Below are 25,292 nucleotides of genomic sequence, written 5' to 3'. Positions count from 1 at the left end.
CTCTTGGCTCTTTTTTTATTTAAAAAACAAGCGTGGCGCCTCCCGTACGCTTTACTCCTCTCATTGATGCTAAATCTTCCACTAATTTTAGCAGCGCTTTATCTTTTAACTTTGCTTCAATCATTACGTCAAAATCTTGTCCCATATCTTTAGCTATTTGCAAAAAAGGTGCGATGAAATCAGTTGAGACATAATCAGAGTGACTTCTAAATTCTTTTTCAGATTTAGGAGAAGAGATATGTACTTTTGGTTTTAATCCGATATGTTTCCACGTGTCAAAGATACGAGGGAGCAATAGGTCAAGAGGTTCTTCTCCTTCATTTGCTTTATGGTGGTGATAATCAAAGAGGAGAGGGACTTTCTCTTTTTCGCATACGGCTAATGTTTCTTCAGTTGTGTATGTTTTATCATCGTTTTCAAGAGTCATGCGCTTTTTAATGGCAGGCGGCAGCGTTTGAATGTTTTCATGAAATCGACCAATCGCTTTTTCTTTATTGCCATAAGCTCCTCCTACATGAATATTAATAAGAGCTTGATCAGCTACTCCCATCGCTTCAAGCATTCTATAGTGATAATCCATATCTTTTACCGCATTTTCTGTAATGTGTTTTTTGTCGCTTGTAAATAATGTGAACTGATTGGGGTGAAAACTCACGCGCAGCTGATGATTCCGAATCAATTCTCCTATCTCTGACCAGTCTTCTTGGAACGCATCAATGTAATTCCAAGCTACTTCAGGATGAGTAGCTAAAGGGACAAGAGAAGATGACAATCGATACAGCATAATTTCGTGGGCAATATTAAAATGCAAAGCGCGCTTAGTATGATTCAAATTTTGTTTTGTGACGTGATGAAGCTTATCCAGCCTCTCATCTTTTTTCATTTTTCCCCATCTAGTAAACGTGAGGGTTTTAGCAGGTGAGCAGTCCCAAAGCGACAGGGCATGTGATACATAGCCAAATCTAATTTTCATGATAAATCTTCCTCTTTTCGTTCATTAAAGTAACGGAGAAATAAAGGTTGCAAATCCTTGCTTTAGTTTTTCACTCCATTTTCGGTTTTTGACATCTTCTAAAGACAAAATTGGGCATTCCCCCATACAAGCTTTAAAGCTGTTCTTTACTTCTTCAATATACGTTGCATCATAGATTAAACAGTTGATTTCAGCATTTAAGAACAAGCTTCTTTTATCAAAATTAGCCGTTCCTACATCGCAGATAACATTGTCTGCAATTAATACTTTGGCATGGTAAAAACCGTAATAATATTGATAAATCATACAACCTGCTTGAAGTAATGTGGGAAGATAAGCAAACGCAGCATGATGAACAAGCGGTTGATCTGCACGCATTGGAATTAAAATATGAACTTTTACTCCCCGTGCACGAGCTTGGAGTAAAGCATTCATCAAAGGTTCACTTGGAATAAAATAAGGAGTACCTATGTACAATTCCCTATTGGCTTGGTTGATAATCGATAAAAAGCTTTCTTCAAGTGAAAAACCTTCAGTCGACTTTAGCTGAATAACATAGTCTCCTTCAGAGGTTGGTGGAAAGTATCTTTCCACTTTACGCAGGTCTAAGCCGGTAGCAGCATACCAGTCGCTCAATAGTTGCATTTGAAGGTCTTGTATACCTTCCCCTTCCATACGCAGGTGGTAATCTTTCCACACCCCAAGCTTGGCGTCGAGTCCTAAATATTCTCTTCCAATATTAAAACCGCCAATGTAGCCAACTTTCCCATCAATAACAGCCATTTTACGGTGATTGCGTGCGTTGAGTGTATAAAACAAATAAGGCCACCGTAGCGTTCGACTGTAAGCAAAATGAACACCTTGTTTCTTTAAGAATGCAATTTTGTTTTTCTTGATTTTATAGCTTCCTACACGGTCTACCAATAATCTGACTTCAACATTTTGCTGTGCTTTTTGGACTAGTAAATCTAAAAATTCTTGGCTAATTTCATCATTTTGTACAATGTAAAACGATAAATGGATAAATGAAGAGGCATTTTCTATTTCGTGAAATAAATCTTTATACAAGACATTCCCGTCTGCGAACAAAAAGAGAGAAGCACGGCGTTTTGGAAAAGTATTTTCAGCCTGGGAAAATACTTTCTTTCCAACACCAAGGTCAATTGCAAGCCAAGCAATAAAAATAATAAAAAGTAAAATCACAATCATGCCGCTCATCATGTCACCTCTTTTCCCGATGTAAATACATTTTATGTTGTTCTTAGTGTCACCTTGTTTAAATAGAATATGAACAAAAGAACGAAAAGATATTGACTGAATGCTCATTCATTATATACAATGAAAACAGATATATTATCAGAAAATTTAGTCGTCAGGAGGAAAGAAAGGTAACAAATTATTCAAGGAGGGGACGAGATGACAGGGTTGCTGTGGGTGAATTTTCTCTTTTTTATTATTGTAACCGCTTACGCTATCTCTTTGTTTGTATATTTAATTCGCACACGCATTGAGTACATTCAATTAGGAAAAAAAGTTGAATTTGATCAGCGGTTAAAAGAAAGGCTGCAAAAAATTTGGGTGAATGTGTTTGGACAAAAGAAACTGTTAAAAGATAAAAAAAGTGGAATTATGCACGTCATGTTTTTTTATGGGTTTATTTTAGTTCAGTTCGGCGCGTTAGACTTCATTATAAAAGGTTTGCTTCCAGGTAAACATTTGCCGCTTGGACCTTTATATCCCGGCTTTACATTTTTCCAAGAAATTGTGACGTTTTTGATTTTAGTAGCAGTTGTCTGGGCTTTTCACCGTCGCTATGTAGAAAAGCTTGTGCGTTTAAAAAGAGGATTTAAATCTGGTTTAGTACTGATTTTTATTGGAGCACTTATGCTGTCAGTGCTTGTTGGAAACGGCATGTCAATCATCTGGCATAATCATGAACCAGCATGGACAGAACCGATTGCGTCATCTATTGCCATCTTGTTTAAGGGAATCAATGATACTGCCGCTATCTCCATTTTTTATGTTTCATGGTGGATTCACTTAGCCGTATTATTGACGTTTTTAGTATATGTTCCTCAATCAAAACATGCTCATTTACTGGCTGGACCGGCTAACGTATTTTTTAACCGTGTTTCTAAGCCAGGTAAGCTTGAAAAGATTGATTTTGAAGATGAGACGCAGGAGACGTTTGGGGTTGGTAAGATTGAAGAATTCACGCAGCATCAGCTCATTGATTTATATGCCTGTGTAGAATGCGGTCGATGTACGAATATGTGTCCGGCAACGGGTACGGGGAAAATTTTGTCTCCAATGGATTTAATTTTGAAGATGCGCGATCACTTAACAGAAAAAGGAGCGGTTGTGACATCTAAGGCTCCTTGGGTTCCTACGTATGCATTCTCTAAAACAAAAGGAAATCAGCTGGCGATGATGGCGGCCAGCCAAGGCGGAGCAGAAGCCGCAGCAACAGCGGAATATAATCCCGCCCTAATTGGAGATGTCATTACGGAAGAAGAAATTTGGGCATGTACAACGTGCCGAAACTGTGAAGATCAATGTCCCGTAATGAACGAGCATGTAGATAAGATCATAGATTTACGACGTTTTTTAGTATTAACCGAAGGAAAGATGGACGCGGATGCTCAGCGTGCCATGACGAATATTGAGCGTCAAGGAAACCCTTGGGGATTAAACCGAAAAGAGCGTGAAGAATGGCGACATGTAAGAGAAGATGTTCACATTCCGACTGTTAAAGAAGTAAGTAAAGCGGGTGAAACGTTTGAGTATTTGTTCTGGGTAGGTTCGATGGGATCTTATGATAACCGCAGTCAAAAAATCGCTCTATCGTTTGCTAAGCTTCTCAATGAAGCTGGTGTTTCATTTGCGATTTTAGGAAATAAAGAAAAAAATTCTGGTGATACGCCCCGCAGGTTGGGCAATGAATTTTTATTCCAAGAGTTAGCTTCTAAAAATATCGCTGAATTTGAAAAAAATGAAATCAAAAAAATTGTTACGATTGATCCACATGCTTACAATATCTTCAAAAATGAATATCCAGATTTCGGTTTTGAAGGAGAAGTGTATCATCACACAGAATTATTAGCTATATTGGTGAAAGAAGGTAAGCTGACACCAAAACATGCGGTTAATGAAAAAATTACCTTCCATGATTCCTGTTATTTAGGAAGATATAACGAAGTATACAGTCCACCAAGAGAAATTTTGAAAGCGATTCCAGGTGTTAGTTTGATTGAAATGGATCGCAACCGTGAAAATGGTATGTGCTGTGGAGCAGGAGGAGGGTTAATGTGGACGGAAGAAACGACCGGCCAGCGCATTAACGTAGCGCGCACGGAACAAGCCTTAGCCGTTAATCCAAGCATTATCAGTTCAGGTTGTCCGTACTGCTTAACGATGCTAAGTGACGGAACAAAAGCAAAAGAAGTAGAAGAAAAGGTTCATACGTATGACGTAGCAGAACTGCTTGAAAAGTCAATTTATGGTGACGTGCAAGAACAGGTTTCATAAAGGAGAAGTAGAGATGGTATTCATCTCTACTTTTTAAAGAAAGGAAATTGAGCAAGCGTTCAATCGGCAAGGACAAAGAGTAGGAAAAAGGGGAGGAAACAATAGTGGGGAAAACAGTTATTGTGAGTGCAGTTCGAACACCTTTTGGAAAATTAGGTGGCAGCGTAAGCGGACTAAAAGCGGCAGAACTAGGGGGGAGAGCGATTCAAGCAGCATCAAAGGGACGTACAGAAATTGATTCCGTTATTATGGGGTGCGTGCTGCAAGGGGGCCAAGGACAGCTACCTTCTAGGCAAGCCATGCATTATGCAGGTTTACCGTGGCAAGTAGAGACGGAAACCATTAATAAAGTTTGTGCATCGGGTATGCGCAGTATTACAACTGCTGATCAGCTGATTCGATTAGGAGAAGCAAAAACAATCATTGCAGGTGGAATGGAATCGATGAGTAACGCGCCGTATCTTCTTCCAAAAGCAAGATGGGGATTCCGGATGGGAGATAGCGTGGTGACGGATTTGATGGTTCATGACGGTTTGACATGCAGCTTTACAGGGGTGCAAATGGGTACGTATGGAAATCAAATAGCTTCTGAAATGAATATTTCCCGAGAAAAGCAGGATGAATGGGCGCTTCGCAGTCATCAATTAGCGGTAGAGTCAGAAGAAAAAGGGAGATGGGATGCAGAAAGAATTTCAGTTGATATTCCGTCTAAAAAAGGAACGATAACGGTTCAAAAAGATGAAGGACCAAGAAAAGATACGTCGTTAGAAAAACTCTCGTCTCTTCGGCCTGTATTTGGCCACAGTGGAACCATTACAGCAGGAAATGCACCTAGCGTGAATGACGGAGCAGCTGCGCTCATGCTAATGGATGAAGATGTGGCGAAAGCAAATGGCTATGAGCCGTTGGCTACGATTATAAACCATACTTCTCTTGCGATGGAGCCAAGGGAATTTCCGAAAACGCCTGGGTTTGCTATTAACAAGCTACTGCAAAAAACAAAGAAGACAGTAGACGATATTGCGCTGTTTGAAATCAATGAAGCTTTTTCAGCAGTAGCATTAATGAGTATGGAGATTGCAGGGCTTCCGGCTGAAAGAGTAAATGTGAACGGCGGGGCAGTGGCACTTGGACATCCGATTGGAGCAAGCGGCGCCCGTATTGTTGTAACGCTCATTCATGAATTAAGACGACGAGGCGGCGGACTAGGCATTGCTTCTATTTGCAGCGGCGGCGGCCAAGGTGATGCCATCATGGTAGAAGTGTAAAAGGGGGAGATCAACTTGAATATTGAAACAGTTATGGTTATTGGAGCAGGTCAGATGGGAGCAGGCATTGCGCAAGTATTTGCTGCGAGCGGATATCAAGTTTCTTTGTATGACGTTGATCAAAAAAATACACAAAAAGGAATAGAAGGTATTGATAAACGTCTGAAAAAACAGGTGGAAAAAGGTTCTCTCTCAGCTAAGGAATATGAAGGGATTATGGAGCGCCTTCACTTGGCAAATGAAATAACAGCAGCACAAAAAGCAGATTTAATCGTCGAAGCGGTTGTGGAAAAGATGGAAGTCAAGCAAGCCATTTTTGCGGAGTTGGATTCGTTAGCCCCGAGTCATACTATTTTAGCAACCAACACGTCTTCGCTTCCTATTACTGAAATTGCAGCTGTGACCACTCGACCTGAAAAAGTAATTGGCATGCACTTTATGAATCCTGTTCCCGTGATGAAGCTCGTTGAAATTATTAGAGGGCTGGCTACTGCTGATGAAGTGTATCAAGCAGTCTATGAAACAACAAAAAAATTAAATAAAACCCCGGTGGAAGTTCATGATTTTCCAGGGTTTGTTTCAAATCGAATTTTAATGCCAATGATTAACGAAGCTGTGTTTACGCTCTATGAAGGTGTAGCAAACGAAGAGGATATTGATCAAGTGATGAAACTAGGAATGAACCATCCAATGGGACCTTTGACATTAGCAGATTTCATCGGCCTCGATACATGTTTGTTTATTATGGAAACGCTCCATAAAGGGTTTGGTGATGACAAATATCGTCCTTGTCCATTGCTTAGGAAATATGTAAAGGCAGGATGGCTTGGTCGAAAAACAGGAAAAGGATTTTTTACGTACGAAACATAAAGGAGTGGCAAAATGATCTTTTTTACGTCTGAACAACACATGATTAAAAAGATGGTAGCTGATTTTAGTGAAAAAGAAGTCGCTGCGGCTGTGCCAAACATGGAAAAGGGTGAATTTCCTCGAGGTTTATTAAAGCAGATGGCTGATCTTGGCCTGATGGGCATTCCCGTTCCTCAAACATACGGAGGAGGTGGACTGGACTTTGTGTCATACATGATTGCCATCCACGAAATATCAAAAGTAAGTCCAGCCCTCGGCGTCATTTTGTCTGTTCATACTTCTGTAGGTACGAATCCTATTGTCGTATTTGGGACGGAAGATCAAAAACAAAAGTATGTAAAAAAACTTGCGACAGGTGAATATTTAGGTGCTTTTTGCCTAACAGAACCTAGTGCAGGGTCTGATGCCGCAAGCCTAAAAACAAAAGCAGAACGAAAAGGAGACCACTATCTTTTAAATGGGTCAAAGCTTTTCATTACAAACGGGGGAGAAGCGGATACATATATTGTATTTGCTAAAACGAATCCCGAACGCGGGTCGAGAGGGATGAGCGCCTTTATCGTTGAAAAGACGATGGAGGGATTTTCAGTAGGAAAAGATGAACATAAGATGGGTCTTCACGGTTCTCGAACGGTTCAACTGCACTTTGAAAATATGCAGGTGCCTGTAGAAAATCGTCTCGGAGAAGAAGGTGAAGGATTTCGAATTGCTATGGCTAATTTAAATGCTGGAAGAATTGGTATTGCTGCTCAGGCGGTAGGAATTGCTGAAGGTGCGTTAACGGCAGCCAAAAACTATGCAAATGAACGATATCAATTTGGAAAGCCGATTTTATCTCAGCAGGGAATTGCCTTTAAGCTGGCTGATATGGAAACGGCTGTTGAATCAGCGAAGCTTTTAATGTACAGAGCCGCTTTTTTATATGATCAAAAACTTCCTTGCAAAAAAGAAGCCTCAATGGCGAAATTGTTTGCTTCCCAGACGGCTATGAATGTAGCAATCGATGCGATTCAAGTTTTGGGAGGCTATGGTTATATGAAAGATTATCCAGTAGAGAGGTATTTTCGTGACGCCAAAGTGTGCGAAATCTACGAAGGTACAAGCGAAATTCAGCGCATTGTCATTAGCAGTCAACTATAGGGGGAATAATCATGTTTTTTAAACTTTCAGAAGAGCACGAAATGATTCGAAAAATGGTGCGAGACTTTGCCAAAAACGAAGTGGCTCCGACAGCTGCACAACGAGATGAAGAAGAGCGTTTTGACAGAGGAATCTTTACACAAATGGCTGATCTAGGATTAACAGGTATTCCATGGCCAGAGCAATACGGAGGAATCGGCAGTGACTATCTAGCTTATTGCATTGCCGTTGAAGAACTATCTAGAGTATGTGCATCAACAGGCGTTACGTTGTCGGCTCATACTTCTCTTGCCGGCTGGCCAATCTATACATTCGGAACAGAAGAACAAAAACAAAAATACCTGAAACCTATGGCAACGGGTGAGAAAATAGGTGCTTATGGGTTAACGGAACCGAGTGCTGGATCAGACGCAGGAGGAATGAGAACGCTCGCTGTAAAGGACGGAGAAGATTATATTTTAAATGGTTCTAAAATCTTTATTACAAACGGCGGCGAAGCGGATATTTACGTCGTATTTGCTCGCATCGATCCTAATGAAAAACGCACGAGCGCTTTTATTATTGAAAAAGATATGCCGGGATTTTCAGTTGGTAAAAAAGAAAAGAAACTGGGCATTCGCTCTTCACCTACCACAGAAATTATTTTCGAGGATTGCCGTGTTCCAAAAGAAAATTTGCTAGGAAATGAAGGAGAAGGATTTAAAGTTGCCATGATGACGCTAGATGGCGGCCGAAATGGTATTGCAGCGCAGGCGGTAGGAATTGCTCAAGGAGCGTTAGATGCGGCGGTGGCTTATGCAAAGGAACGTCAGCAATTTGGAAAGCCCATTATTTCTCAGCAAGGAATTGCGTTTAAGTTAGCCGACATGGCCACGAGTATAGAAGCTGCCAGACTGTTAACCTATCAAGCTGCTTGGCTCGAGTCTCAAGGGCTGCCATACGGCAAAGAATCAGCCATGTCAAAATTATATGCTGGGGATACAGCAATGAAAGTAACGACAGAAGCTGTTCAAGTATTTGGAGGGTACGGTTATACAAAAGATTATCCAGTAGAACGTTTTATGAGAGATGCAAAAATCACGCAAATTTATGAGGGTACACAAGAAATTCAGCGTCTCGTCATTTCTAGGTATCTTGCTAAATAAAACACTTGTTGTAGGAGAGGTGAAAAAATGAAAAAGAGAGAAGTTCTCACATCCATTAAAGATGAAAAGCTGATTGTAGAGCGTCGTAATCAAATGATTAAAGGGGCCGTCACGCTATTTAAGGAAAAAGGTTTTCACCGAACAACAACAAGGGAAATTGCCAAAGCCGCTGGGTTCAGTATCGGTACACTTTACGAATATATTCAATCTAAAGAAGATGTTTTATATCTTGTATGTGACAACATTTACGACGAAGTGAGAGAGCGATTAGAAGAGATGGTAGTGGATCGTTATACAATCGCTGAGCTTCAACAAGCGATTCAACACTATTTTAAAGTTGTAGATGAGCTTCAAGATGAAGTATTAGTTATGTACCAAGAAGCGAAATCGCTGTCTAAAGATGCGCTTCCATATGTATTAAAAAAAGAGCTGGATATGGTTGAAATGTTTAAGGTTATTATCGAAGGCTGCGTAGAAAACAATCAATTTGCACTTACGGATAAAGAAATTTCGCTGTTTGCTCATCATTTATTTGTTCAAGGTCAGATGTGGGCATTTCGCAGATGGTGGCTGCAAAAGCATTATTCACTAGAAGAATATACAAATATGCAGTTGGATTTTTTACTTAAAAATTTTTCATTTCAACAACTGTGTGAGGGGGAGACAGTTTGAATACAAGCAAAAGACCGCTTCGTTTTTTAACCGCTTCTAGCCTGTTTGACGGCCACGATGCGTCTATTAATATTATGAGACGGATTCTTCAAGCCAAGGGGGTAGAAGTCATTCATCTGGGGCATAACCGATCTGTTGAAGAAATTGTTAACGCTTCCATACAAGAGGATGTTCAGGGGATCGCCATTTCTTCTTACCAAGGCGGCCATGTAGAATATTTTAAGTATATGTACGATTTACTCCAAGAACAACAGGCTTCTCATATTAAAATTTATGGCGGCGGCGGCGGGGTAATTATTCCGAGTGAGATTCAAGAGCTTCATGATTACGGCATCTCTAAAATCTTTTCTCCGGAAGATGGACGAAAAATGGGGTTAGAAGGCATGATTCAATTCATGATCGATGATTGTTATTACACAAATCCCCCTGCACTGCCGAATGATCGAACCTTAACGCCGGCTAATGACCGTTTAATTGCCCAGCTTATTACATGTGCTGAAAATGAAGCCTATGAATACACAAAAGAGCATGCAGCCGCTCTTGAAGAAATACGAGAAAGTGTAATCGACAGCGAGACAGATCAAAAAATACCGGTTATTGGAATCACAGGAACAGGAGGAGCGGGGAAAAGTTCGCTTACGGATGAATTAGTAAGAAGGTTTATTGAACATATTCCAGATATTCATGTAGCTGTTTTATCCGTTGATCCAACTAAACAAAAGACCGGAGGAGCGCTTCTTGGGGATCGAATTCGCATGAACATCGCAGCGTCTCCTCGTGTGTATATGAGAAGTTTGGCCACGCGTTCATCTGGACATGAGCTATCGGCGGCCATTCGAGATGGAATTGCCGTCGTGAAAAAAGCGGGCTTCGACATTATCATTGTCGAAACAAGCGGCATCGGGCAAGCTGATGCTCAAGTTAAAGATATTGCAAACGTCTCTCTTTATGTCATGACAAGCGAATTTGGCGCGCCGTCGCAGTTAGAAAAGATTGAAATGATTGATTACGCAGACTTTATTGTCATCAATAAATTTGAAAAAAAAGGTTCCGAAGACGCAAAAAAACAAGTGCAGCGTCAATATCAGCGCAATCATCAGCTGTTTGAAAATAGTCTCTCTACGATGCCAGTTTACGGAACAATCGCGAGTCAGTTCAACGACGGGGGAACAAATATTTTATTTGAAGATCTTGTAAATCATCTGTATCAAACATACCGTACGTCTTGGCACGTAGAAAAATCATCAGAGCGCGTAAGTGAAAAGAAATATACCATCATTCCTAATGATCAACAGCAATATTTACAGGAGATTGTAAACAGCGTTCGCTCTTATCACCGCAATACGGACGTTCAAGCGCAAACAGCGCGTAAATTTTATCAGCTAGAGGGTGCTCTCGAAGAAGTGGAAACAGAAACAGCCAAGCAAGAGCTCACTCAGCTAAAGGAGAAATATCAAAAACAGCTAACGGCCGAATCGATTGAAAAGCTGGAAAACTGGCCTAAATTAAAAAGTCAGTATCGGCAAGAAGAACTTATTACAAAGGTAAGAAATAAAGAAATTAAAACGTCTTTGCAAGTTGATACGCTATCAGGACTGCGTATTCCGCGCGTGGCCCTTCCAAAGGTTGATGAATACGGGGAAGTTCTTCGTTTTCTTTATAAAGAAAACGTGCCAGGTGCATTTCCATACACAGCAGGTGTTTTTCCGTTCAAACGAAAAGGTGAAGATCCTAAGCGTCAATTCGCAGGTGAAGGAACACCAGAACGAACCAATCGCCGCTTTCACTATTTGTCAAAAGATGATGAGGCCAAGCGTTTAAGTACAGCGTTTGATTCTGTAACGCTTTATGGAGAAAATCCGGATCCAAGGCCGGATATCTTCGGGAAAATTGGCGAAAGCGGCGTAAATGTCTGTACGCTTGATGATATGAAACTTTTGTATAAGGGATTTGATCTTTGCCATCCTTCGACTTCCGTTTCGATGACGATTAATGGGCCGGCTCCGATATTATTAGCTATGTTTATGAATACAGCTATCAGCCAGCAGGTAGAAAAGAAAGAAGAAGAATTAAAGCGTCCTTTAACGGAACAGGAATACGAGGAAGTAAAATCGGGTACGTTGAAACAAGTAAGAGGAACCGTTCAAGCGGATATTTTAAAAGAAGATCAAGGCCAAAATACGTGTATTTTTTCCACAGAATTTGCGTTAAAAATGATGGGAGATATTCAGCAGTACTTTATTGACGAGAAAGTGCGCAACTATTATTCTGTGTCTATTTCAGGCTATCATATTGCTGAAGCAGGGGCGAATCCAATTTCTCAGCTCGCGTTTACATTAGCCAACGGTTTTACGTACGTGGAATATTACTTAAGCCGAGGGATGCATATTGATGATTTTGCTCCTAATTTATCGTTTTTCTTTAGTAATGGACTTGACCCTGAATACACGGTTATTGGACGTGTGGCAAGAAGAATATGGGCAATTGTGATGCGTGATAAATACGGCGCAAATGAACGCAGTCAAAAGCTTAAGTATCATATTCAAACATCCGGCCGATCGCTTCATGCACAGGAAATTAATTTTAATGATATACGTACGACGCTGCAAGCCTTAATGGCTCTTCATGACAATTGCAACTCCCTTCATACCAATGCGTATGATGAAGCAATTACAACACCGACAGAGGAATCTGTACGAAGAGCGATGGCCATTCAATTAATCATTACAAAAGAGCATGGATTAACTAAAAACGAAAATCCACTACAGGGCTCTTTTATTATTGATGAACTAACAGACTTGGTAGAAGAAGCGGTATTGGCTGAGTTCCAACGCTTAAATGATAGAGGCGGAGTTTTAGGTGCGATGGAAATGCAGTATCAGCGAGGTAAGATTCAAGATGAATCGATGGAATATGAGATGCAAAAACATACGGGAGCTTTACCTATTATAGGAGTAAATACGTATATTAATCCAAATGAAGAGGAGAGCTCCTCAGTTGATGACATGCAGTTAGCCCGCGCATCAAAAGAAGAAAAAAATCACCAAATTAATCAGCTTCAGAAGTTTCAACAGCAGCATGAAGAAAAAAGAGAAGATGCGCTGAAAAGGTTAAAGAAAGCTGCAACAGAAGGAGAGAACATTTTCAAAGAGTTAATGGAGACCGTTAAAGTAGCCAGCTTAGGAGAAATTACGCGAGCTTTATATGAATGCGGTGGGCAATATCGCCGAAATATGTAATAATGTATCGTTAGTATATAGTGATATATTAAAAGCCGAGATGACCGTGTGTTGGTCCTCTCGGCTTTTATAGACCTAACCTCAACGGAGTCAGAATAACTGATGGTGAATCCCTTTTGATTAAAGGGTGCTGTTGGCGTATTAAGTAGAATGTATTATAGTAATAAAATGTCTATTTTTTCGTTGTTTTATGCGAAATTCTCGAGAATTTTAGAAACGAGGCTAGCATAAATGTATTGAATTTGTTTATAATGAATGGTATGTATTTATTCGTTTCCATCATTTACACATATGATGAATTGATTTAATAGATTTTCGATATACATAGCCATAGAAAGGATGTGCCAGATTTGAGTTTAGCACAGTACTCAAAAACGGATTTAAAAGAAATGTCGATGATTGAGATTGCTTATGCGCTTCTAGAAGAAAAAACAGATCGTCAAGCAATGTCATTCCAAGAAATTATTGCTGAAATTAAAGCAGCAGCTGAAATGTCAGATCAAGAATTAAAAACGAGATTAGCTCAGTTTTATACAGATATTAATATTGATGGTCGCTTTTTAACAGTAGGGGACAACCACTGGGGTCTTCGTGGATGGTATCCTTTTGACCAAGCTGAAGAAGAAGTTATTCCGGTTGCAAAACCTAAAAAGAAAAAAGCGAAAAAAGCTGTTGTTGAAGAAGTTGAAGATTTTGATGATCTAGAAGAAGATTTAGATTATGAAGATGTTGATGATCTAGACGAAGAAGAAGATTTTGAAGATATTGACGAGCTAGAAGAAGATGAAGATGACCTTGCAGAAGACGACTTTGACGATTTAGAAGATGATCTAGACGATGAAGAAGAAGATGAAGAAGAAGATTATGAGGACGAAAAAGAAAAATAATCCTTCTTGACTTTTTCAAGCGAAGTAGGTAGAATCTTTTTTGGGCTCTTTAAACAAGCATTTAAAAAGTTTTTATTTAAAATAGACTATTGCTCCCAATCCAGTTTTGGTATTGGGAGCAATTTTTTTATTTTATCTATCCATGTTTTACACCCCGATAGGTTCTTATAAATCCTTGATAGAAACTTTCTTTTGGTTCTTGAACGTTTCACATTCATAAGGTTTCTTATAATTTCGCATGCACAATGAATGAATTGTGATTGTTTATGTGAAAACTTTTAATATTGTACAGTTCAAATTATTTAGAGGGGGAAGTATAGATGACAAAGTATATTTTCGTAACAGGCGGTGTTGTATCATCTCTAGGAAAAGGGATTACAGCAGCTTCTTTAGGCCGTTTATTAAAAAACCGTGGATTGAACGTAACGATTCAAAAGTTTGATCCGTACATTAACGTAGACCCAGGAACAATGAGTCCATACCAGCACGGTGAGGTATTCGTAACGGATGACGGCGCGGAAACAGACTTAGACTTAGGTCACTATGAGCGTTTTATCGATATCAACTTAAATCGCTACAGCAACGTAACAACAGGTAAAGTATATTCAACCGTATTGAAAAAAGAGCGTCGCGGTGATTATTTAGGCGGAACAGTTCAGGTTATTCCGCACATCACAAATGAAATTAAAGAACGCGTTTTCCGTGCAGGTAAAGAAACAAATGCGGACGTTGTTATTACTGAAATCGGCGGAACGGTAGGAGATATTGAGTCACTTCCTTTCCTAGAAGCTATTCGTCAAATCAAAAGTGATATTGGCCGTGACAATGTTATGTATATCCACTGTACACTTGTGCCATATTTAAAAGCTGCTGGTGAAATGAAAACAAAACCAACACAGCATAGTGTAAAAGAGTTACGTAGCTTAGGTATTCAGCCAAATGTTATCGTTGTTCGTACAGAAATGCCAATTTCTGAAGATATGAAAGACAAGCTAGCTTTATTCTGCGACATTGATCCAAAAGCGGTTATTGAGTGTGCAGACGCTGAAACATTATATGAAATTCCACTATCTCTACAAGAGCAGCACCTAGATCAAATCACATGCGATCACTTGAAATTAGATTGCAAAGAAGCAGAAATGACTGAGTGGAAAGCATTGGTTGAGAAAGTAAAAGGACTTTCAAATACAACAAAAATTGCATTGGTTGGTAAGTATGTAGAGCTTCAAGATGCTTATATTTCTGTCGTAGAAGCAATGAAACATGCTGGATATGCATTCGATGCAGATGTAAACATCAAGTGGGTAAATTCTGAATTTGTAACAAAAGAAAATGTTCAAGATTTACTTGGTGATGTAGACGGTATCTTAGTTCCAGGTGGATTTGGTGATCGTGGAATTGAAGGTAAAATTGTAGCAACACAATATGCACGTGAGCAAAAAGTTCCATTCTTAGGTATTTGCTTAGGTATGCAGCTAGCATCAGTTGAGTTTGCGCGTAATGTATTAGGCTTAGAAGGCGCACATTCAGCAGAAATTGCACCTGAAACAAACTATCCAATTATTGACTTATTACCAGAACAAAAAGACGTAGAAGACCTAGGCGGTACACTACGTTTAGGACTATATCCTTGTAAATTGTCTGAAGATACGCTTGCATATGAAGCATATCAAGATGAAGTGGTATATGAGCGTCATCGTCATCGTTATGAATTTAATAACGAATACCGTCAACAAATGGAAGAGAAAGGCTTTATCTTTTCTGGTACAAGCCCAGACGGCCGTTTAATTGAAATTGTAGAGCTAAAAGACCACCCATGGTTCTTGGCTTCACAATTCCACCCAGAATTTACTTCTCGTCCAACTAGACCACAACCATTGTTCAAAGAATTTATTCGCGCATCAATGGAATCAAGTCAAAACAAATAAGTGAAATAAAAAACACGCTGTCTAAAGACAGCGTGTTTTTTATTTATATTCTTCTACGATTTCTTTTAATGTGAAAGTTAAACCGTAGTATGCGTATAAAGCGACCATCATTGCTGGAAAACCAAATCGTGAGCCGTCTTCTCCAGGAATAAGCGGCTTTAACAATTTTGTATCAATATGAGCATCTGCGAGTGCTGTTAAAGAAGGTTCGGTTATTTCTTTAGGGACAGCAGCAATGCTGACAAATGGAATATCGCGTTTCTTTAAACGTTCAGCTATTTCCACAGCTTTGTGATCTGTTGAAAATCGAGAGACAAGCAGTACGCGATCAACGCTAGTCAGCTGATCCAATTCATGTAAAGGCAAAGGTTTTGCCTGACTTAAAGGTTCTGCACTGCTTAGTGCTTCTAGTGTAACGGCATGCATTTCTTCTACACCATAAATATAGATAAATCCTTCTCCGACAGAGGCCTGTGCTAAAATACGCGCGGCATCTTCAAATTGGAATTCTTCTTGTTCTTCAATTCGTTTAAAAAAACCTGAAAGTTGAGTTGTGAAAATTTTAAGCATAGAATCTCCCTTCGATTTAAGCGGCTAAAGCCGTCTATCTACACATTATAACGAAAAAAGCTATCTGTATTCTATCTTGAAATGAGCTACAATGAAAGTAAAGTGCAATGAAGTTAGATGGATGACAAAAAAAGCTATGTTTTGTAACAATTTCTCTAATTAGCAGGGATTTTTGTTTTAAAGGCGAAATACATATGTTAGTTTTGTCTGTAGAAGAGGAATATAAAAGGTGGGATTATATTGGCAGAGAAAATTTTAATTGTTGATGATCAGTATGGTATACGTATTTTATTAACGGAAGTGCTGCAAAAAGAAGGCTATACGACATTTCAAGCGGCGAACGGCTTCCAGGCGATTGATATTACAAAAGAGCAAGCACCGGATCTTGTCTTATTAGATATGAAAATTCCAGGAATGGATGGAATCGAAATTTTAAAAAGGTTAAAGCAGCACGATGAAACGATTAAAGTCATCATTATGACCGCTTATGGTGAATTGGATATGATTCAAGAAGCAAAAGATCTAGGAGCGTTAACTCACTTTGCAAAACCTTTTGATATTGATGAAATCCGCAAAGTTGTTAGGGAATATATACCAGTAAAGTCGAATTAAGGTTTTGGTAGGGTTTTCATCCTAACAAATTTTGAATATCAGCCTAAAAATGTTGCTGTTTTCATTGTTAGTTGGTATCCTAATTACTGTATTCATAATTCGACAATCTATTATGTAAAGATGCGCGTTGTTTCTACATGAAACACTCAATTCAAGAGCATACTATTTGAGTGTGCCTTTTGGTTAGCATCTAATCTAAGGTTGATTTTAAGGAGGATTTCAATATGCCTTTAGTATCAATGAAAGAAATGCTTATTACAGCAAAAGAACAAGGCTATGCAGTAGGTCAATTTAACTTAAATAACTTAGAGTTTACTCAAGCTATTCTTCAAGCAGCAAAAGAAGAAAACTCTCCAGTTATTCTTGGTGTATCTGAAGGTGCAGCACGCTACATGGGCGGTTTCAAAACTGTTGTAGCAATGGTTGAAGCTCTAATCGAAGATTACGACGTTCAAGTACCAGTTGCAATTCACTTAGACCACGGTTCAAGCTTTGAATCATGTGCAAAAGCAATCCATGCTGGATTCACTTCTGTAATGATCGATGCTTCTCACCACCCATTTGAAGAAAACATTGCAATTACTTCTAAAGTAGTTGAACTAGCTCACTTCCACGGAGTATCTGTAGAAGCAGAACTAGGAACTGTTGGTGGACAAGAAGACGACGTTATTGCTGAGGGTGTTATCTATGCAGATGCTAACGAGTGTGAAGAACTTGTTAACCGTACAGGTATCGATTGCTTAGCTCCAGCATTAGGATCAGTTCACGGACCATACAAAGGTGAACCAAACCTAGGTTTTGCTGAAATGAAAGAAATCGGAGATCGTACAGGCTTACCATTAGTTCTACACGGTGGAACTGGTATTCCAACAAAAGATATCCAAAAATCAGTTTCTTTAGGTACTGCTAAAATCAACGTAAACACTGAAAACCAAATTGCTTCAGCTAAAGCTGTTCGTGAAGTATTAGCTGCGCAACCTGAACAATATGATCCACGTAAATACTTAGGACCTGCTCGCGAAGCAATCAAAGAAACGGTTCAAGGTAAAATGCGTGAATTCGGTTCTTCTAACAAAGCATAATTTGAAATCTTCGGATGGCCTGTTTGCAGTTAGTTGAGTCTGAAAAATAAAACCGTCTTATTTTTATTGTAAGGCGGTTTTATTTTTACTATAATTTTCTTATCATTCTGAATACATAACACAGGGGGATGGCATTCATGAAGTTTTTTATTGATACGGCTAATTTAGACGAGATTAAGGAAGCGCATTCATTAGGTTTGTTAGCGGGGGTTACAACAAATCCTAGTTTAGTAGCTAAAGAGAACATCACGTTTGAAGATCGTCTTCGTGAAATTACAGAGTTCGTTGAAGGATCTGTAAGTGCAGAAGTGATTGCGCTTGATGCAGAAGGCATGATTCGCGAAGGAAAAGAGCTTGCTGCGATTGCGCCGAATATTACAATCAAGGTACCGATGACTCCAGATGGCTTAAAAGCAGTAAAAGAATTTACTAGTTTAGGTATTAAGACAAACGTTACGCTTATTTTCTCAGCTAACCAAGCGTTAATGGCAGCAAGAGCAGGTGCTACTTACGTATCGCCTTTCTTGGGAAGGTTAGACGATATTGGTTTTAATGGCCTCGATTTAATCTCAGATATTGCAGGTATTTTTGCAATTCATGACATTCCATCCGAAATTATTGCAGCATCTATTCGTCATCCGATGCACGTAACAGAAGCTGCAAAAAATGGAGCACATATTGCGACAATTCCTTACAAAGTTTTAATGCAATTGTTCAAACATCCGTTAACAAATGCAGGAATTGACCAATTTTTAGCAGATTGGGAAAAACGAAATGTCTAAACATGTATAAATTTGTGTGGCATTTACCATCCTGACAGGTGAATGCCATATTTTTCTTTTATCTTGTCGAAACTATACATGATTTTTTCATTTTCGTGTACACTAGTAGGTAATAGGAAAAATAACCATTCTTTTAGGTATTCTTTGTACCAAAATTTTCCTCAATTACTAGGTGAGAAACTTTCTTTCACTAGAAGGGAGCTATAAATGGAAAAGTTAAAAATACAAGGTGGCTTTACCTTAAGTGGATCCGTCCGCGTCAGTGGTGCTAAAAATAGTGCCGTTGCGCTTATTCCAGCAACAATTTTAGCCGAGTCACCTGTTACAATTGAAGGTCTGCCTGATATTTCAGACGTGCAGTTATTAGGGGATTTAGTTGAAGAAATTGGTGGGAAAGTAACCATTGATAACGACGAATTAACAGTAGATCCATCCGGAATGGTTGCAATGCCTTTACCGAACGGAAAAGTAAAAAAATTACGCGCTTCTTATTATTTAATGGGGGCGATGTTGGGACGCTTTAAAAAAGCGGTAGTTGGTCTTCCAGGAGGCTGTTACCTTGGTCCAAGACCAATCGATCAGCACATTAAAGGCTTTGAAGCTCTTGGTGCGAAAGTAACAAATGAGCAAGGAGCTATTTACATTCGAGCTGATGAACTGATTGGTGCTCGAATTTATTTAGACGTTGTGAGCGTAGGAGCAACAATCAATATCATGCTAGCTGCTGTGAGAGCAAAAGGGCGTACCGTTATCGAGAATGCTGCTAAAGAGCCTGAAATTATCGATGTAGCTACGTTACTGACAAGTATGGGTGCCCGTATTAAAGGTGCAGGGACGGACGTTATTCGAATTGATGGCGTAGATCAATTAAAAGGATGCCGTCATTCCATCATTCCAGACCGAATTGAAGCAGGCACGTATATGATTATGGGAGCGAGTATGGGAAAAGAAGTTGTTGTTGACAACGTTATCCCTCAGCACCTAGAGTCATTAACGGCTAAAATGCGGGAAATGGGTATTCATATCGAAACAAGCTCAGATCAGATTCTCGTAGCGACTCGTCAGCTGTTGAAGCCCGTAGATATTAAAACGTTAGTATATCCAGGTTTTCCAACTGATTTACAGCAGCCATTCACGACGCTTCTAACAAGAGCATCAGGTACAAGCGTTGTGACAGATACAATTTACGGTGCAAGGTTTAAGCATATTGACGAGCTGAGACGAATGAATGCATCTGTTAAGGTAGAAGGACGTTCAGCTATTATTAATGGTCCCATTCACTTACAAGGTGCACGTGTGAAAGCGTCGGACTTACGAGCAGGAGCAGCCCTTGTAACCGCAGGCTTAATGGCCAAAGGGATTACAGAAGTAACGGGTTTAGAGCACATTGACCGAGGTTACAGCCATTTAGTAGACAAGCTATCGGATTTAGGGGCAATGATTTGGCGTGAAGAGATGACTCAAGAAGAAATTGAACAATTTCAAAATTCATAGAGGCAAATTGCACAACAGTCAGGAAAGCAAATTCTAGAAATGAGCCGTTAAATAAGCTACACAGGTGTAGGAACGTTCTTCTATGTCTGTGTAGCTTATATATTTATGAATAGGGTAAATAGATAAAAAGGGGAAGCTAAAAGATAAATTTCACTTCTTATTTTAACGTCCAGTTTATTTCCTTTAATGTGAAATTATGAAAAGGTTTTCCTTGCTTCTCTTAAGCTATTAAATTTCCTTTTTTTTATTCATCTTCTAAAGTAAAAAAAGATTGATTAAAAAGATAGAAAAAGGTTAGAATATAAATTGCTACGTTAAATTTATCAAGATAATATAAATGGTTTTATGTCGGAATTATTCTTCTAAAAGTGTATGGTTAATCAATTGATTCTACTTATTATACTTCAAAGGTTATATTCTCCATTTTCACAGATTTATTCCATCCATATCATCTCTCAATTTTATATTTGAATTTAATATGGGAGGAACGGTTAAAAATTATTCATTATAAAGCGTGGTGTCCTAATGAACTTAACATTATCCAGTTTAGAAAATATGAAATTAAAAGAGCTATATGAACATGCTCGTGAGTATAAAGTTTCGTACTATAGTAAATTAACGAAAAAAGAACTTGTCTTTGCTATTTTAAAGGCTCAAGCTGAACAAGATGGGCTTTTATTTATGGAAGGCGTTCTTGAAATTATTCAGTCAGAAGGATTCGGTTTCTTACGACCAATTAACTATTCACCGAGTTCAGAAGATATTTATATCTCAGCTTCACAAATTCGTCGCTTCGATCTGCGTAATGGAGACAAGGTATCGGGGAAAGTTCGTCCTCCGAAAGAAAATGAGCGCTACTACGGGTTACTGCATGTAGAAGCAGTAAACGGAGAAGACCCAGAAACGTCAAAAGAACGCGTACATTTTCCAGCACTAACCCCGATTTATCCAAATGAGCAAATGCTGCTGGAAACTCAGCCAAGAAGTTTCTCTACGCGTATTATTGACTTGATTTCACCAATTGGATTTGGGCAAAGGGGACTAATTGTTGCGCCGCCAAAGGCAGGTAAAACGATGCTGTTAAAAGAAATTGCCAATAGCATTACAACCAATCATCCTGATGCGGAATTGATTGTTCTTCTTATTGATGAGCGTCCTGAAGAAGTAACGGACATTGAGCGTTCGGTTGATGGTGATGTTGTCAGTTCTACATTTGACGAAGTGCCAGAAAATCACATTAAAGTAGCGGAACTTGTCCTTGAACGTGCGATGAGACTTGTCGAACACAAAAAAGATGTTGTCATTTTGATGGATAGCATTACAAGACTTGCTCGTGCTTATAACTTAGTTATTCCACCGAGCGGTCGTACACTATCAGGGGGTATTGATCCAGCTGCTTTTCATCGTCCAAAACGCTTCTTTGGAGCTGCGCGTAACATTGAAGATGGAGGCAGCTTAACCATTCTAGCAACAGCCTTAATTGATACAGGCTCTCGTATGGATGATGTTATTTATGAAGAATTTAAAGGTACAGGTAACATGGAACTGCATCTAGATCGTTCACTAGCTGAAAAACGTATCTTCCCTGCGATTGACATTCGTCGTTCAGGCACACGTAAAGAAGAGCTGTTAATTCCAAAAGAGCATTTAGACCACTTATGGGCAATTCGCAAATCAATGGCAGATGCTCCTGATTTTGCAGAAAAATTCTTAAAACGTTTACGTCAAACAAAGACAAATGAAGAGTTCTTTTCGATGTTAACGGAAGAGAAAAAAACGCTTCTAGCAAATAAACGATAAGTTATAAAACATGTGGTTGCAAAAGCATACAACCCTTGTTATAATTTCATCATGTGTGTTGATAAAGTACACAGTGAAATAGTTATTATTTCATCACTATCTTTATCAATAAACTCTGTTTCAGAATGATTCAGGGCGGAAGGAGATGAAACGAATGAAAACAGGAATTCATCCAAACTATAAAACAGTTATGGTTAAATGTACTTGCGGAAACGAATTTGAAAGTGGTTCTGTAAAAGAAGAGATCCGCGTTGAGACTTGTTCTGAATGTCACCCATTCTACACTGGTCGTCAAAAATTCGCTGAAGCTGGTGGCCGTGTTGATCGCTTCAACAAAAAATACGGTCTTAAGTAATCACATTGTCGAAACAAACAGGCAAGTAGCTTAACTTCTTGCCTGTTTTTTTGCTTAAAAAAGTAGAAAAACAGTGTCTGCTTGATAAAAAAGTGGGTACTTTATCATAGGAATAAGATCTACATAGAAGACGTAGATTAAGTTAGTAGCGGTTCGCTCAGAAACGGAACGAGAAGAAGGGAGAGTCCCGCAGTGGTGTACGTAATGAAACAAAGCGGTTGGATAGAAGTAATTTGTGGCAGTATGTTTTCAGGGAAATCAGAAGAGTTGATTCGACGTGTGCGCCGTACGCAGTTTGCTAAACAAAAAGCACAAGTGTTCAAGCCTGCAATTGATAATCGATATAGTGAAGAAGCTGTCGTTTCACATAATGGTACATCTGTTATGGCTTATTCAATCTCAGCATCGCGCGATATTTTAAAGCGAGTAAATGAAGAGACAGACGTAGTAGCGATAGATGAAGTACAGTTTTTTGACACAGATATTTTAGAAATTGTTCAATCTTTAGCAGATCAAGGCTTTCGTGTGATTGTAGCAGGGTTAGACCAAGACTTCAAAGGTGAACCTTTTGGACAAATGCCCCAGTTAATGGCTATTGCAGAATCGGTAACAAAGCTACAGGCCGTGTGCGCTTCATGTGGCTCTCCTGCGAGCCGTACGCAGCGTTTGATTAACGGTGAGCCTGCTTCTTATGACGACCCTATTATTTTAGTCGGTGCGTCTGAATCGTACGAACCAAGATGTCGTCATTGCCACGTTGTGCAAAAGTCCAAAGGACAGGCTGTGTCTGTGGACTCAAGCGAAATGGTCGAAAAATAAAGCAAGAATTTTATGATGATAAAAACAGAACGCGCAGTTCTGTTTTTTTGTTCATATACGTGTATTAACAAGGTTTTGACTCTATTTTAAAGCTATACTATAATTACAATGTTATGGATAAAGAATGAGGTGAATGACGTGTTTGATCGTTTAGAAGCGGTAGAGGCGCGCTATGAGAAGTTAAACGAACTTCTGAGTGACCCTGAGATCGTAAACAACCCCTCTAAGTTGAGAGAATATTCGAAGGAACAATCAGATATACAACAAACGGTAGCCGCTTATCAGGAATACAAAGATGTAAAAGAGCAGTTATCAGAAGCGAAAACAATGCTTGAAGATAAGCTTGATGCAGATATGCGCGACATGGTCAAAGAAGAAATTGCCGAGTTAGAAACGCAGCAAGAAGAGCTAGTTGAAAAGCTACGTATTTTATTAATTCCAAAAGATCCAAACGATGATAAAAACGTAATCATGGAGGTTCGTGGAGCGGCTGGTGGAGATGAAGCAGCGTTATTTGCAGCTAATTTGTACCGCATGTATTCTCGTTTTGCTGAATCACAAGGCTGGAAAACAGAAGTAATGGAAGCAACGACTACTGGAGTAGGCGGTTATAAAGAAATTATCTTTATGATTAACGGTAAAGGTGCGTACTCAAAGATGAAATTTGAAAACGGTGCACACCGTGTTCAGCGAGTTCCTGAAACAGAATCAGGCGGTCGTATTCATACATCTACAGCAACGGTAGCATGTCTTCCTGAAGCGGAAGAAGTTGAAGTGGACATTCATGAAAAAGACATCCGTGTAGATACATTTGCTTCAAGTGGACCTGGTGGCCAAAGTGTTAATACGACGATGTCGGCAGTTCGTTTAACACATTTACCAACAAATACAGTGGTATCATGTCAAGATGAAAAGTCTCAAATTAAAAATAAAGAAAAAGCAATGAAAGTATTGCGTGCTCGCGTGTACGACAAATTCCAGCGAGAAGCACAAGCAGAGTACGATGCAACGCGCAAACAAGCAGTTGGATCAGGAGATCGCTCTGAGCGTATCCGTACGTATAATTTCCCGCAAAATCGCGTAACGGACCACCGTATTGGTCTGACGATTCAAAAGCTAGATCAAATCTTAGAAGGCAAGCTTGATGAAATCATCGATGCATTAGTAATGGAAGACCAAGCGCGCCGAATGGAAGATTCGAACTAATGAAAGTATTTGAAGCCCTTAAGTGGGCTTCTTCTTTTTTGAAAGAGGCAAAGCGAGATGAAAACGCGGGAGAACTCTTGCTTCGCCATCACTTACAGATGACGAGAACTCATTTGCTAGGTGCTCTGCAGGAAGAACTAGAAGAAGAAACGCTAAAAAGGTTTGAACAAGATGTCCATGCTCATAAAGCAGGGATGCCTGTACAATATCTCATCGGGACAGAAGAATTTTACGGACGTTCATTTATTGTAAACGAACATGTATTAATTCCAAGACCGGAAACAGAAGAGCTCGTATATGGAATGATTTCTCGAATGAAAAAAGAATTTCAACACCAGTCTATTGAGCTTGTCGATATTGGAACGGGAAGTGGGGCGATTGCTATCACTTTAGCGTTGGAGCTTGACAGCGTCAATGTTACAGCAACAGATATAGCTATAGAATCTTTAAATGTAGCCAAGGAGAATGCTCAAAATCTGGACGCTGCTGTCACGTTTATACAGGGAGATTTATTACAACCATTCCTATCATCAAATCAGAAATTTGATGTAATTGTGTCTAATCCGCCTTATATTCCAGCAGATGATAAATTGTCCACAGTGGTAAAAGATCATGAGCCAAATCGAGCTCTTTTTGGTGGAAAAGATGGTCTGGATTTTTATCGACGTTTTATGGAAGAGTTGCCATATGTAACGAAGTCAAACAGTATTATTGGATTTGAAGTGGGGGCCGGACAGACAAAAGATGTAGCTGAGATGCTGCAAAAAACGTTTCCGACAGCTTTTGTAGAATGTGTATATGATATTAATGGAAAAGATCGAATGGTTTTTGCACAACTTCGTGATAACTAAAAAAATCAGAGGGAATGATTTTCCCTTTGGTTTTTGAAAATCATGCATTTTTTTACTAAATTACTAGTTTA

21 protein-coding genes are annotated in these 25,292 nt (G+C 39.3%); 18 read left to right on the top strand and 3 right to left on the bottom strand.

Features of this window, described 5'->3' with window-relative positions; all coding sequences use genetic code 11:
- Nucleotides 1-19 precede the first annotated feature (19 nt).
- Together uvsE and cls are read right to left on the bottom strand one after the other, a co-directional pair.
- On the bottom strand, nt 20-973 hold the full coding sequence (gene uvsE, locus ACRPLY_RS20755) for a UV DNA damage repair endonuclease UvsE (RefSeq protein WP_034263994.1): 954 nt from the start codon (nt 971-973) through the stop codon (nt 20-22).
- Nucleotides 974-997: 24 nt separating this feature from the next.
- Nucleotides 998-2,191, bottom strand: a complete 1,194-nt coding sequence (cls, locus tag ACRPLY_RS20750) for a cardiolipin synthase (RefSeq protein ID WP_051137078.1) — start codon at nt 2,189-2,191, stop codon at nt 998-1,000.
- A gap of 198 nt (nt 2,192-2,389) precedes the next feature.
- On the opposite strand from cls, the gene ACRPLY_RS20745 reads away from it, so the two are divergent.
- The 9 genes from ACRPLY_RS20745 (at nt 2,390) to ACRPLY_RS20705 (ending at nt 15,650) form a co-directional block, all read left to right on the top strand.
- Nucleotides 2,390-4,501 carry a (Fe-S)-binding protein gene (locus ACRPLY_RS20745; protein ID WP_325077561.1) on the top strand — a complete coding sequence of 704 codons (2,112 nt, stop codon included), beginning with the start codon at nt 2,390-2,392 and terminating at the stop codon, nt 4,499-4,501.
- A gap of 104 nt (nt 4,502-4,605) precedes the next feature.
- Entirely contained in the window at nt 4,606-5,769 is a 1,164-nt protein-coding gene (locus ACRPLY_RS20740; RefSeq protein ID WP_028411968.1) for an acetyl-CoA C-acetyltransferase, read from the top strand.
- Between the two features lie 15 nt (nt 5,770-5,784).
- The gene (locus tag ACRPLY_RS20735; protein WP_033580390.1) at nt 5,785-6,639 is read left to right on the top strand and encodes a 3-hydroxybutyryl-CoA dehydrogenase; all 855 of its coding nucleotides are present in this window, start codon (nt 5,785-5,787) and stop codon (nt 6,637-6,639) included.
- A 12-nt stretch (nt 6,640-6,651) separates the two neighbouring features.
- Nucleotides 6,652-7,779: an acyl-CoA dehydrogenase gene (locus ACRPLY_RS20730; RefSeq protein ID WP_028411970.1), complete on the top strand. Its 1,128-nt coding sequence runs from the start codon at nt 6,652-6,654 to the stop codon at nt 7,777-7,779.
- Between the two features lie 11 nt (nt 7,780-7,790).
- Nucleotides 7,791-8,924 (top strand): acyl-CoA dehydrogenase, encoded by a 1,134-nt coding sequence (locus ACRPLY_RS20725; protein WP_013059833.1) that lies wholly within the window; start codon nt 7,791-7,793, stop codon nt 8,922-8,924.
- Between the two features lie 27 nt (nt 8,925-8,951).
- On the top strand, nt 8,952-9,596 hold the full coding sequence (locus tag ACRPLY_RS20720) for a TetR/AcrR family transcriptional regulator (protein WP_014457745.1): 645 nt from the start codon (nt 8,952-8,954) through the stop codon (nt 9,594-9,596).
- A complete protein-coding gene (icmF, locus tag ACRPLY_RS20715) occupies nt 9,593-12,835 on the top strand; it encodes a fused isobutyryl-CoA mutase/GTPase IcmF (RefSeq protein WP_432232101.1) in 3,243 nt (1,080 codons plus the stop codon). Before ACRPLY_RS20720 ends, icmF begins: the two co-directional genes overlap by 4 nt.
- Before the next feature lie 350 nt (nt 12,836-13,185).
- Nucleotides 13,186-13,722 carry a DNA-directed RNA polymerase subunit delta gene (rpoE, locus tag ACRPLY_RS20710; RefSeq protein ID WP_028411972.1) on the top strand — a complete coding sequence of 179 codons (537 nt, stop codon included), beginning with the start codon at nt 13,186-13,188 and terminating at the stop codon, nt 13,720-13,722.
- Between the two features lie 320 nt (nt 13,723-14,042).
- Nucleotides 14,043-15,650 carry a CTP synthase gene (locus ACRPLY_RS20705; RefSeq protein ID WP_014457748.1) on the top strand — a complete coding sequence of 536 codons (1,608 nt, stop codon included), beginning with the start codon at nt 14,043-14,045 and terminating at the stop codon, nt 15,648-15,650.
- Between the two features lie 39 nt (nt 15,651-15,689).
- On the opposite strand, the gene ACRPLY_RS20700 is transcribed toward ACRPLY_RS20705, so the two are convergent.
- Nucleotides 15,690-16,220 carry a DUF2529 family protein gene (locus tag ACRPLY_RS20700; protein ID WP_028411973.1) on the bottom strand — a complete coding sequence of 177 codons (531 nt, stop codon included), beginning with the start codon at nt 16,218-16,220 and terminating at the stop codon, nt 15,690-15,692.
- A 237-nt stretch (nt 16,221-16,457) separates the two neighbouring features.
- On the opposite strand from ACRPLY_RS20700, the gene ACRPLY_RS20695 reads away from it, so the two are divergent.
- The 9 genes from ACRPLY_RS20695 (at nt 16,458) to prmC (ending at nt 25,221) form a co-directional block, all read left to right on the top strand.
- Entirely contained in the window at nt 16,458-16,832 is a 375-nt protein-coding gene (locus tag ACRPLY_RS20695; RefSeq protein ID WP_087944205.1) for a response regulator, read from the top strand.
- Between the two features lie 224 nt (nt 16,833-17,056).
- Complete coding sequence (locus ACRPLY_RS20690) at nt 17,057-17,914, top strand: class II fructose-bisphosphate aldolase (protein ID WP_013059826.1); 858 nt, start codon at nt 17,057-17,059, stop codon at nt 17,912-17,914.
- Nucleotides 17,915-18,051: 137 nt separating this feature from the next.
- Nucleotides 18,052-18,696, top strand: a complete 645-nt coding sequence (gene fsa, locus ACRPLY_RS20685) for a fructose-6-phosphate aldolase (protein WP_099000243.1) — start codon at nt 18,052-18,054, stop codon at nt 18,694-18,696.
- A 207-nt stretch (nt 18,697-18,903) separates the two neighbouring features.
- Nucleotides 18,904-20,190 (top strand): UDP-N-acetylglucosamine 1-carboxyvinyltransferase, encoded by a 1,287-nt coding sequence (locus ACRPLY_RS20680; protein WP_028411974.1) that lies wholly within the window; start codon nt 18,904-18,906, stop codon nt 20,188-20,190.
- 525 nt (nt 20,191-20,715) lie between these two features.
- On the top strand, nt 20,716-21,990 hold the full coding sequence (gene rho, locus ACRPLY_RS20675; RefSeq protein WP_014457752.1) for a transcription termination factor Rho: 1,275 nt from the start codon (nt 20,716-20,718) through the stop codon (nt 21,988-21,990).
- Between the two features lie 154 nt (nt 21,991-22,144).
- On the top strand, nt 22,145-22,345 hold the full coding sequence (rpmE, locus tag ACRPLY_RS20670) for a 50S ribosomal protein L31 (protein ID WP_013085477.1): 201 nt from the start codon (nt 22,145-22,147) through the stop codon (nt 22,343-22,345).
- Between the two features lie 204 nt (nt 22,346-22,549).
- A complete protein-coding gene (locus tag ACRPLY_RS20665) occupies nt 22,550-23,164 on the top strand; it encodes a thymidine kinase (protein WP_153252841.1) in 615 nt (204 codons plus the stop codon).
- Nucleotides 23,165-23,302: 138 nt separating this feature from the next.
- The gene (gene prfA, locus ACRPLY_RS20660; RefSeq protein WP_013059820.1) at nt 23,303-24,370 is read left to right on the top strand and encodes a peptide chain release factor 1; all 1,068 of its coding nucleotides are present in this window, start codon (nt 23,303-23,305) and stop codon (nt 24,368-24,370) included.
- On the top strand, nt 24,370-25,221 hold the full coding sequence (gene prmC, locus ACRPLY_RS20655) for a peptide chain release factor N(5)-glutamine methyltransferase (RefSeq protein WP_047749575.1): 852 nt from the start codon (nt 24,370-24,372) through the stop codon (nt 25,219-25,221). The genes prfA and prmC overlap by 1 nt, the downstream gene beginning before the upstream one ends.
- Nucleotides 25,222-25,292: the final 71 nt, after the last annotated feature.

Source organism: Priestia sp. TGN 0903 (genome assembly GCF_050846855.1).
Classification (GTDB): Bacteria; Bacillota; Bacilli; order Bacillales; family Bacillaceae_H; genus Priestia; species Priestia zanthoxyli.
Note: the sequence above shows the minus strand (reverse complement) of the source record. Positions and strands in the feature narration are given on the sequence as shown.